The 12016-nt window shown below is 27.5% G+C and carries 8 protein-coding genes and 1 pseudogene; 5 read left to right on the top strand and 4 right to left on the bottom strand.

The window, feature by feature from the left end:
* Nucleotides 1-1676, bottom strand: a pseudogene (locus SY27_RS18760) (gliding motility-associated C-terminal domain-containing protein); the annotation flags it as partial.
* 414 nt (nucleotides 1677-2090) lie between these two features.
* On the opposite strand from SY27_RS18760, the gene SY27_RS03385 reads away from it, so the two are divergent.
* From SY27_RS03385 to SY27_RS03370, 4 genes are all read left to right on the top strand, one after another.
* The gene (locus SY27_RS03385; RefSeq protein ID WP_045967362.1) at nucleotides 2091-2273 is read left to right on the top strand and encodes a CAL67264 family membrane protein; all 183 of its coding nucleotides are present in this window, start codon (nucleotides 2091-2093) and stop codon (nucleotides 2271-2273) included.
* 217 nt (nucleotides 2274-2490) lie between these two features.
* A complete protein-coding gene (locus SY27_RS03380; RefSeq protein ID WP_045967361.1) occupies nucleotides 2491-3681 on the top strand; it encodes a T9SS type A sorting domain-containing protein in 1191 nt (396 codons plus the stop codon).
* Nucleotides 3682-3965: 284 nt separating this feature from the next.
* Nucleotides 3966-5660 (top strand): energy-dependent translational throttle protein EttA, encoded by a 1695-nt coding sequence (gene ettA, locus SY27_RS03375; RefSeq protein WP_045967360.1) that lies wholly within the window; start codon nucleotides 3966-3968, stop codon nucleotides 5658-5660.
* A 144-nt stretch (nucleotides 5661-5804) separates the two neighbouring features.
* Nucleotides 5805-8012: a response regulator gene (locus SY27_RS03370; RefSeq protein WP_052705110.1), complete on the top strand. Its 2208-nt coding sequence runs from the start codon at nucleotides 5805-5807 to the stop codon at nucleotides 8010-8012.
* Nucleotides 8013-8021: 9 nt separating this feature from the next.
* Here SY27_RS03370 and SY27_RS03365 read toward each other — a convergent pair whose 3' ends face one another.
* Both SY27_RS03365 and SY27_RS03360 read right to left on the bottom strand, forming a co-directional pair.
* Nucleotides 8022-9272: a DEAD/DEAH box helicase gene (locus SY27_RS03365; protein ID WP_045967359.1), complete on the bottom strand. Its 1251-nt coding sequence runs from the start codon at nucleotides 9270-9272 to the stop codon at nucleotides 8022-8024.
* A 28-nt stretch (nucleotides 9273-9300) separates the two neighbouring features.
* Nucleotides 9301-10332, bottom strand: a complete 1032-nt coding sequence (locus tag SY27_RS03360; protein ID WP_045967358.1) for a formimidoylglutamase — start codon at nucleotides 10330-10332, stop codon at nucleotides 9301-9303.
* A gap of 117 nt (nucleotides 10333-10449) precedes the next feature.
* Here SY27_RS03360 and SY27_RS03355 point away from each other — a divergent pair, with 117 nt between their 5' ends.
* A complete protein-coding gene (locus tag SY27_RS03355; RefSeq protein WP_045967357.1) occupies nucleotides 10450-11334 on the top strand; it encodes a hypothetical protein in 885 nt (294 codons plus the stop codon).
* A gap of 75 nt (nucleotides 11335-11409) precedes the next feature.
* On the opposite strand, the gene SY27_RS03350 is transcribed toward SY27_RS03355, so the two are convergent.
* A complete protein-coding gene (locus tag SY27_RS03350) occupies nucleotides 11410-11991 on the bottom strand; it encodes a PolC-type DNA polymerase III (protein WP_235270880.1) in 582 nt (193 codons plus the stop codon).
* Between the last annotated feature and the right edge of the window lie 25 nt (nucleotides 11992-12016).

Here is a 12016-nt window from a genome sequence, read left to right as displayed (position 1 = left end):
CCAGGGTTATTTGAACATTGGGTGTTAGAATCAGTAATACTTAAATAATAAGAAACAGGACTATCATTAGTTGTCAATCCGTTTATAGTTAGAACACCATTTGAATCGATAGAATATGTAATATTTCCATTAATCAATCCGTCAGTAATTTCATTTGTTGCATTTGCATCAAAATACCAATGAAAAGTTCCTGTAATTGTACTTGAAGAAGGAGTTATTACAACACTATTAATTGCGCATATTGGATTTTCATTTCCTGTTACAGATAAATTATTTCCTGTAGGTGCTGTATTAACATTTACAGTCACTTCAGTTCTTACAGATTCATCCGGACAGTTTGGATTTTTTGCAGCAGCATAAAAAGTTGTGGCTGTTGTAATTGCTGGAGTAATAAATGCTTCTCCAGAATTAACCATTCCTATTGGAGTTCCTCCAGAAGGCACATCATACCAGTAAATTTGTAAAGTTGAAGGATCAGCATGTGCAATTAAACTAGCTGAACTACCAGAACAAACAACTAAGTTTTGAGAACTAACATCAATAGTAGGTGCTGGAGGCGTTCTTGTAATATCAAATAAGTCTAATTTTTGAAAAGCAGAAACATTTAATAAAGCAGAATATTGAATAGTGATTCTATCCACTGCCATTCCTGGAGAATATGGTATGCTTACAATCTCATTATTTTGTAAAAGAGTTAGTAAGTCTAAATTTAGTAATCCATTTAGTGATATTGAATTAGCTACATTGGCTCCATTGTATGAACTAATAGTTATATTATTAGCAACTCCAAGAGTAACTAAAGATGGATCTAATCTTAACCTTATATTAAAAACATCATTTGGATTTGATAATCCATCAAAATATACTGTTTGTTCAATTGATGCTGCTACATTTAAAATTCCTAAACTTAATTCAGAATATGAATTTAAATCAGAATCAATTACATTTTCTGGGTTATTTACACCCGCACCGCCTAATTCAATAAGATCTACTGTTAATCCACTTCCATTAAATGAAGTATATAAAGTATTTCCACATTCATTGGATTGTGATATATAATGAGCACTATAAACTTTTAAATTTTTAGTGTTATTTAATCCTAAGAGTGATCCAACTCTATTAGTTAATCGAATTCTATTATAAGGTTGATTGGGTGTAACTGCAAGAAAGTACTCACCTAATTCATTAATTACAACTCTTAAACTAGGTGTAGCAAAAGCATTTGGTATTTGAGAACTTCCAGATCCTACGTTAATAATAGAATTGTTCATTTTTGCCTGAATAGTAAATTCTTGATTACCAATTAATACAATTCCAAGCACATCAGAAAGAATATTTCCTAAACTTCCTCCTAAAAGAACTTCTAGCAAGTTGTCATCTGATTCAATTTTCACATAAGATGTTGTGTTTGCAGGTAAAGTAGTTGGGAATTCAAGTTCAAGGTGCCCCGAGTAACTTCCTATTCCTACTGCAATTCCTGTACTTGCTCTTACTACTGCAAATGTAGTTTGGTCTAAGTCAGCAGCATTTCCACTATTGTCAACTTCACTTTCTGAAATAATTGATTGAGCGTAAACTAAAGTTTGAGCTTCAGAATAGCTAAATTTAATCAGAAAAAAAAGCAGCGCAATAACTTTCCATTTTTCAAAACAATTTTTGAAGTAAAAATTTTCCATAAAAAAATATTGTTTAAGTTAATAAAAAATAGAGTTGTCCTTTATAAGAAAAAGGTAAAAAAAATGCCTAACAAGGTTTGAAATATTTATTATTAAAATAATTATACTAAACCTATCTGACATAAGCTCTTTTATTAGTTTTGTTTGTTCTTGATATGTAAATTTACGTATTTTTATGTTAAAACATTTACACTTTTATTATAATTAAAGTTAATTTTTTAATTAATTTATAATAAATTTACTATTAGAACATTAATTTAATAACAATATTCTTAATATTATTATTGTATACAAACACATTATTTTAAAATTAATAACCTTCATTTTTAAAACTCTTAATGAAAGAATAAGTCTACTCCTAAAATATTAATAGAATTTGTATATTTGCTTTACTCAAATTTTTAAACTTAAATTATGGGAATGAATAAAAATACGGTATTAGCTTGGGCAACCTTTATAATGATTTTAATGGGATTACTTTTAATAGGGTTAGGTATTTATAGATATGCTGATATTGCAGGTTGGGGTTTTTCTGCTGTGGGAGTAGGCTTTTTTGCCATAGCATGGGTATTTAATGCCTTAAAGGGAAGAGTATAATTTTTTAGAGAAACAAATATGAAGTCGGTTATAAATAACCGACTTTTTTATTTTAATAGCTAAGAGGAGAGTTTTTAAAATGATTTTTTTAATTATATGTGTTGTTTTATTGGGTAATGAATTTTAGAATCGAATACATATCAGTAGATCGATCTAAATGGAGTATCCTGAAAAGCCAATTTAAAAATAGAGTAGGGTAAACAAACAAATAATAAAAATGAAAAAATTATCAACCTTTTTAATCTTGTTCCTTTTTGTGCAACAAGTAAGTTTCTCTCAGTGTGCAAATGGAGATTGTAGCACTGCAAATATGGATTTTGAACCTAATGCTTATTTTGTGAGTAATGCCGATTGGCAAGCGTCGCATGGAACACCATCTGTGAGTCCAAATAATGCATGGATGTGGTCTGCAAACGGAATTGGAGAAGGAATCAACTATCATTCCTATAATTTTGTTGCAGGTCGTCAATATTGCATAACAATAGTAGCAACAACAGTTGTCAGAGGAGGAGGTTTAGCCGATCCTAATGCATATTTTAAAATGATTGCCACTCAAGGTGATGTTATAGGTGGTGGAGACACAGCTCTACCAGCTTTACCTTCACCAAATCAACTAATAGCTAATGAAAATTGGAATGCAACAGGACCTCCAAGTACAAATTCTTATACATATACTTTTACAGCTACAAATAATTTCGATAATTTATGGATTTATCCATATTCAAGTACAATGCCTGTTGTAGAATTAACTCTTAAAAGATTAATTATTTGTGATGTAACTCCAGAACCTTGTGCTATTAAGTTTAAAATTGGTTTAAGCGAACAAGGAGGAGGAGATACAGCCATAACAGTTCAATCAGATCCAATTCCTTTAGGTGGTGTAGTTACTATGAATATAATCAAAAATGGTTCAAGTGTATATAATGGATTACCAATCAGCTATATTGGAACACCAGGTAACTATACAATATGTATGACATTAACTTTAAAGAGTGGTGTTAAGTGTACAAAATGTTTCGATTTCTGTATTGGTAAATGGTATGAAAAGGATAAATTATCAACAAATGAAGTAGAAAACATAATTTCAACTAAAACAAAAATTAAAGATTATAATCCATTCCCAGAAGAATTGAAAGAAAAAAACATTGAAGAATTATTTAAAAATGATGATGTTCAATTATTCCCAAACCCAAATACAGGAATATTTACGATTCAATCTAATAATGAAGTATTGATTGAAAGTATTACTATTGATAACTTGACTAATAATGGATTAGTTAAATTGATTAAGCCACAAACAACTTCTGTTAATATAGATTTATCTAAAGAAGACGCAGGTATATATATCGCTAAAATTAAATTCAGAGATGGAACTACTATCAATAAAAAAATTATTATAAAAAAATAGAAATAGTTTTAGATCAGATTAATTTCATAAAGCGATTCTAAATTCAATTATTTTAAACGAATAATAACGTTTACTATTCAAAAAGAAGATGTCTGTTTTTTCAGGCATCTTCTTCGTTTTGCTCTAAATTTAACGCAATATAGCCATTGATTTTTTTAAATTTTAAGCCTATATTTGTACACGTATTAAGTATTTTTTAAATAGTTGAGGATGATTCTAATTTTTATTAAATATCTTAATTTAAAAGAACACTCATATTAATATTTTAAATTAATAAAAAAACAATGTCAGACGATAAAAAAGTGATTTTTTCAATGTCTAAAGTAAACAAAATTTACTCTAGTACTAATAAACAAGTTTTAAAAGATATTTATTTAAGCTTTTTTTATGGAGCTAAAATAGGTATTCTTGGTCTAAATGGATCTGGAAAATCTTCGTTATTAAAAATTATAGCAGGTTTAGATAAAAATTATCAAGGAGATGTTGTATTTGCTCCAAACTATACTGTTGGTTATTTAGAACAAGAACCACAATTAGATGAAACAAAAACAGTAATTGAGATTGTTAGAGAAGGAGCCGCAGAAATTTATGCGCTTTTAGACGAATTTAATAAAATTAATGATAGTTTTGGCTTACCAGAAGTTTATGAAGATGCTGATAAAATGCAGAAGCTTATGGATCGTCAAGCAGAACTACAAGATAAGATTGATGCAGCAGGAGCATGGGAAATTGATAATAAACTAGAAGTAGCAATGGATGCGCTTCGAACACCTGATAGTGATACACCAATTAATGTTCTTTCAGGAGGAGAAAAACGTCGTGTGGCTTTATGTAGGCTGTTATTACAACAACCAGATGTATTACTATTAGATGAGCCAACTAACCACTTAGATGCGGAATCAGTACTTTGGTTAGAGCAACATTTACAACAATATGCAGGAACAGTAATTGCAGTAACTCACGATAGATATTTCTTAGATAATGTTGCTGGATGGATATTGGAATTAGATAGAGGTGAAGGTATTCCATGGAAAGGAAACTATTCTTCTTGGTTAGATCAAAAATCAAAAAGAATGGAGCAAGAAGAAAAAACAGCTTCAAAACGTAGAAAAACACTAGAACGAGAATTAGATTGGGTTCGACAAGGTGCAAAAGGAAGACAAACAAAACAAAAAGCTCGTCTTCAAAACTATGATAAACTTTTAAATGAAGATCAAAAAGTATTAGATGAGAAATTAGAAATTTACATACCAAATGGACCTCGTTTAGGAACAAATGTAATAGAAGCAAAAAATGTAGCTAAAGCATTTGGAGATAAATTATTGTATGATGATTTAAATTTTACACTTCCTCAAGCTGGAATTGTTGGAATCATAGGGCCAAATGGAGCTGGTAAATCTACTATTTTTAAAATGATTATGGGAGAACAACAACCAGATGGAGGAGAATTTTTAATTGGTGATACAGTTAAAATAGCTTACGTAGATCAATCACATTCCGATATTGACCCAGATAAATCAATTTATGAAAACTTTTGTGATGGACAAGAATTAATGATGATGGGAGGAAGGCAAGTGAACTCTAGAGCTTACTTATCACGTTTTAATTTCGGAGGAAGTGATCAAAATAAAAAAGTAGCAACACTTTCTGGAGGTGAACGAAATCGTTTACATTTAGCCATGACACTAAAAGAAGAAGGTAATGTTTTATTATTAGATGAGCCAACAAATGATTTGGACATTAATACTTTAAGAGCTTTAGAAGAAGGTTTAGAAAATTTTGCTGGTTGTGCTGTAATAATCTCTCACGATAGATGGTTTTTAGATAGAGTATGTACACATATTTTAGCTTTTGAAGGAGAATCACAAGTGTATTATTTCGAAGGAAGTTTTTCTGATTATGAAGAAAATAAGAAAAAGCGATTAGGTAAAGAAGTTACACCTACAAGAATTAAATATAAAAAGTTAATACGAAACTAATATTTAAAATGATAAAAAAAGCCATCAATCTAGTTATTTAAACAGTAATTGATGGTTTTTTTATTTTTGAATATAGATATTAGTATGATATTTATTATATTTAAATAAAAAATAAGCAGTTAAGTATCTTAAAAATCTTCTCAAATGAAAAACTATTTAAAAACTATACTTATATTCTTCAGTTTAGTTTTTTCAATTGTAGTTTTTTCTCAAGATACAATCTCTTCAAATAAAGAAATTCACAAACTCCTACAAACTGCTGGAAAACAATTAAATACATTAGAAACGGATTTATCATTGCAAAATGCTAAAAAAGCACTTGCACTTGCTATAAATATTGAAGATAACGTATCAATAGCTAAATCATATAATTATATAGGTTTAAATATTGTAGAACATAGTGATTATGAAAAAGCGATTGAATATTTCAAAAAAGGTATTTTTTATGCTAATAAAACAAAAAATGATACTATAAAAAGTTGGATATATAATAATTTAGGAAATTTATATTCTTACAATAAGAACGAATATGAAAAAGCTATTAAATATTATTTATTATCATTAAAATATGCTAAAAAAGTTAGTATTGTTGAACTGACCTATAATAAAATTAATATTGCAGGTACTTATTTTGAAATTAATGAGTTTGAAAAAGGGAAAAAATATTTAAATAGTATAAAATTAGATATTACTCCTTTGAAAAAAGAGTATGAAGCACAATTTTTATATTATAGTTTAAATGCAGATTATTATTTGGAGAAAAATAATTTAAAACTTGCAGAACAAAATTATTTAAAGGCATTGAGTATTTGTTCACCAAAACCTAAAGATTTTTACATTCAACATGAAATTGACATAAATGAAAGTCTTTCAGATTTTTATTCTAAACTGAAACAGTATGAAAAAGCCTATTATTATTTAAATATTTCTGATTCATTAAAAGAAGTAAATTATGATGATAGTAAAAACAGAAAAGTTAAACTTTTAGGTCAGCAAATAGAGCAGGAAGAAATAGAAAGAGAATTATTAAAAGTAGAAGCAGAGAAAAAAATTCAAGATCAAAAACTTCTAAATATTAAAATTTTTATAATTCTTATCTGTTTAATTTTTTTAGCTACATTAATCATTTTATACTCACAATTTAAGATTAATAAGATTCGAACAAAATCAAATATTGAACTTAAAAAAGCAAATGAAGAATTAAAAATTGCTAAAGAAAAAGCAGAAGAAGCTTCAAAATTAAAATCTCAGTTTGTATCAACTGTAAGCCATGAATTAAGAACACCTTTATATGGAGTTATTGGTATTACCGATATAATCGAACTAGAGCATAAAGAATTAGAAAACAGCCAACATTTAAGAGCATTAAAATTTTCTGCAAAATATTTATTGTCGCTTGTAAATGATATTTTAAAGGTTTATAAGTTTGAAGAAAATCAAGTTTTTTTAGAAAATAATTTATTTCACTTACAAGATAGATTAGAGACAATTAAAGATTCAATTAATAATATTGCATTAAAACACAATAATAAAATTATAATTAGTGTAGATGAAAAAATACCTGAATATATAATAGGAGATAGTATAAGATTATCACAAATTATTATAAACTTAATGAGTAATTCTTTAAAGTTTACAAATAATGGAAAAATAGAAATTAAGGCTCAATTAGCTAAAGTTGTTGAAGATGTATTTTATATTGAATTTAAAGTAATTGATACAGGTATAGGAATTCCTAAAAAGTATCAAGATAAAGTTTTTGAAAAATTTGTTCAAATCGATAGGAGAGAAGATGATTATCAAGGAACAGGTTTAGGACTTACGATTGTTAAAAGACTTATAGACTTATTTAAAGGAGAAATAAAATTAGAAAGTGAAGAAAATATTGGAACTACATTTACATTCACAATTCCATTTGAATCTGGTGAAAAAGAGAAAAATGAATTCATAAAAAATATTAATGTTGATTTAAGCCAACCTAAGATTTATAATGTTTTAATTGTTGAAGACAATAAAATCAATCAAATTGTAACAAAAAAACTACTTGAAAATTATAAACTAGCTTGTCAAATTGCTGAAGATGGCTTTGTAGCATTAGAATTATTAGAGCATCAAAAATTTGACATTATATTAATGGATATTAATATGCCAAAAATTAATGGATTTGAAACTACAAAACTCATCAGACAAAAAGGGTATACATTACCTATAATTGCTGTAACTGCTTTTGAAAAAGAAGAAGTTGAAGAAAAAGCAAAAAGTTCAGGTATAAACGATATCATTGCAAAACCCTTTGATGCAAAGCAATTATTTCAAATGATAAAATTAAATATAAATATTAGATCAAAATAAATTAGTATTTTAATACCAACGTTTCTTGTTCTTTTTAGAATTATCTGATTTTCTAGATTTATTATTAGAAGATTTATTTTTATTTCTCAAATCAGGTTTCTGACCTTCCTTTTTTTCTTCTTCTTTCCAAGGATATGGATGATCTTCAACCACTTTGATTTTCATTCTAATTAGCTTTTCAATATCTTGCCAATATGCTTTTTCATCTTTTCCACAAAAAGAAATGGCTAAACCAGAGTTTCCAGCTCTTCCTGTTCGTCCAATTCTATGAACATAAGTTTCAGATATATTTGGAATATCAAAGTTAATTACAAAAGGTAAATTTTCAATATCAATTCCACGAGCCGCAATATCTGTAGCAACTAAAACAGGAATTTCTTGATTTTTAAAGCTTTCTAAAACACGTTGTCTTGCATTTTGAGATTTATCTCCATGAATAGCTCCAGATTCAACACCGTTCTTTTTTAAAGCTTTAACAACATTGTCAGCACCATGCTTTGTTCTTGTAAATACTAACACGTTTTTAATTTCATCATTTCTAATTAAATAATAGAGTAAGTTTCTTTTATCAGATTTATCAACAAAATATACTTTTTGACTAACATTTTCTGCTGTACTAGAAATTGGAGCTACTGAAACATACTTAGGATTAGTTAAAAAACTATCTGCTAATTCTCTTATTGCAAAAGGCATTGTTGCAGAAAATAATAATGTTTGTCTATTATCAGGAGTAAGTTTAATTATCTTTTTTACATCATTAATAAATCCCATATCAAGCATTTGATCTGCTTCATCTAAAACTAATTGATGCATGTGATTTAAATCTATAAATCCTTGCTTGTATAAATCTAATAATCTTCCTGGAGTAGCTATTAAAATATCTACACCTTTTTTTAATTGATCAACTTGAGGAATTTGATTAACACCACCAAAAATAACTAAAGACTTTATATTAGTATATTTTCCATAAGTATTAAAACTTTCTCCTATTTGTATAGCTAATTCACGAGTAGGTGTAATAACTAAAGTTCTAATTCTTTTTACTTTTTTTGCTGAACCAACAATTTTGTGTATTAACTGTATAATTGGTATCGCAAAAGCGGCTGTTTTTCCTGTTCCTGTTTGCGCACAAGCAACTAAATCTTGTTCTGCTAATATTTCAGGAATAGCTTGCTCTTGAATAGGTGTTGGGTTTTCATATCCTTCTTCTTTTAGAGCTTCTTGTATATTGCTAATTAAATGTAGGTCTTTAAATGTCATAATTATCTGTTTCAGATGATTTTTTAAATTATAATGTTTTGCTTTTAATAAAATCGGTTATTAAATAAGCAATTAATTTGCCAGTTAAATGGCTGTTGTTTGTTAAATCTAATTCAGGAGCACCTTCGCATATATGTAAGTATGAAGCGTTTTTATGCTTTCCAAAAAAATGAACATATTCACGAGCTTGTTGAACACTAAAACCACTTAATGTCATAGCACTTGAATAAATATTTGGAATAGCATCTAAATCTAACTCTATTCCGTATGGATCTTGCTTTATAAATTGGAATGCTTCTTCTAATTGTGAAGAAAAAGTTTTTTGTTTTCTAACCTCAATTTCTTCGTAAGATACATATTTTACTCTAGAATCTAACTCTTTTAAGGTATTAAAGACGCTTTTTGATACAAAATTTTCATGCAAACCAAAAACAAAATATTTTTTTAAAAATCCTTCTTCAAAAGCATAACTAAAGCCATTTCCAGAATGTCTTCCCTCTAAAATTCTAAAATCGGTATGCGCATCAAAATTTATAGCATTTACAGGTTTTCCTTTTGCAAGAGCTAATCCTTTTATATTTCCGTAAGCATTATTATGTCCACCACCAATAATTATAGGTGTTTTTCCTGCTTTAATTATTTGATGAATTATGTGAGATACTTCTTTATCAATTTTTTCAACAATTTGGAAAAGCCTTTTTTTGTGATCTTTAATAGATGGTTTCAACTCTCTTGCTTCATTCATTTCTTTAATGACATCGAGTTGTCCTAATATTAATAAGTTAGTTCCTTTACAAAACTTATTATGTTGAATATTTACAAGACTTTTTAATGCGCTTTCATAAGCGGAAGCCGTACCAGCTCTTCCTAAATTTGCTTTAACACCAATATCTTCTGGAATACCAAAAATAACAAAATTGGCATCACATGAAGTCATAAAGTCAATAGCATTTTCACCTACTGGAACTGTTAATACCTTCTCTCCAAACTTTACTTCACCACTTCTATGGTTTGTAATTTCAGCCAAATCTTTAATAGTTAATAATTTAATGTTTTCCATTTCTTAAAAAATTTCACTCCAAAAATACTATTTTAAAATAACTTTCGTTGTTACATTGTAAAATACTTTAGAAATTGTACATTTGTTAAAATAAATTAAAAAAGTAAACAAACATTTATGGAAAATAAGGGAAATAATTCAGGTTTAAAAGCAGCAATCGTTGTATTAGCATTATTATTATTGGGAAGTATAGGTTATATCTATAAATTATCCTCAGATAATAAAGAACAGTTAACATTATTAACAACAGAAAAAGCATCATTAGAAGATGATATTAGATCTAGAATTGCTGAGTTAGAAAGCATGTCTAGTGAAAATACAGCTTTAAAAGGGGATATTGATGCTCAAAAAGAAGAAATGACAAAACTTTTAGATGAGTTAGAAAAATCTAAAGGTGATGTAGCTGCCATGACTAGATATAAAAATGAATATTTTCGTTTAAAAAGAGAAATGGATAATCTTGTTGCAGAAAATAAGTTATTAAAAGAACAAAATGTTTCTTTAACATCTAGCTTAGACAGTACAAGTACTGCTTTAGATGAGTCAAGAAAATTTACAGACACTCTTTTAGTTCAAAACAATAACTTGACTAAAACTATTGAAAAAGCTTCTAAACTTGCAGTTTTAAATTTAAATGTTTTAGCATTAAAAGAAAGAAGTTCAGGAAAACAAGTTGAAACAAGTAAAGCAAGTAGAGCTAATAAATTAAAAGTTAGTTTCTTAATTGCTGAAAACCAAATTGCTCAGTCTGGAGATAGAAAATATTACGTTCAAATAATTGATAGTAAAAATAATATTTTAGGAGAAAAAACAACTATTGATATGGGAACTGAAGGACAATCATTAACATATAGTTTTGTTTCAACTGTAAAATATGAAAATAAATCTGTTCAAGTGAATCAAGAACTTGCAGGTGAAAACTTTGAAGCAGGAACTTATTTTGTAAATATATTTAGTCCTAATGGAGAAAATGTATCTAAAACAAGTTTTGTATTAAGATAATTAACAAAAAGAATAAACATAAAAAATGGATGTGTTAAATACACATCCATTTTTTTTATACAATTTTTAAAATATTTAGATACCTAATTTTCTTTTCAATTTTAAAAAAATCAAAGACATTATATAGCTATCTCCACTAGAAGTGTGTCTTTCTGTTTTTCTAATTTTATAGATATCACATAGTTCATCAAGTGAAGTATAATGATTTTCAGGTAAATCTTTTAATTTTTGATACATGATATTTATATCCATGTATTGATTTTTAAGCTTTCCAACATTTAATCTGCCAAGAGCATGATTTATCATTTCTATATCAGAATCAATATTATGACCAACGAGTGTTGCATTTTTGATAAAATTTAAAAATTGAATAATAGCTTCAGCTTCAACTACTTTTTCTTCTTTACCTTCTTTTAAAATACCATGATATGGAACACTTTCAGGATTAAAAATACTTTGTTCTATAAACAATTCTATAAAATCGCTTATTAGTACAGTATTTTCATTAGCTCCAATTGCACTTATAGATAAAATTCTATCATTTTCTACATCTAAACCTGTAATTTCTAAATCAAAAATAACATATCTATTTAAATCTTGCTTATTTTCAAAATGCGAAAGGTATTCTTCCCAGAATTTAGGATAATCTTTTAGCATATTTTTAAAAAAAGGAATTTCCATT

Source organism: Flavobacterium sp. 316, from assembly GCF_000967805.1.
Lineage (GTDB): Bacteria > Bacteroidota > Bacteroidia > Flavobacteriales > Flavobacteriaceae > Flavobacterium > Flavobacterium sediminilitoris.
The sequence above is the reverse complement of the archived record's forward strand: the minus strand, read 5'-3'. Positions and strand labels throughout refer to the sequence as shown.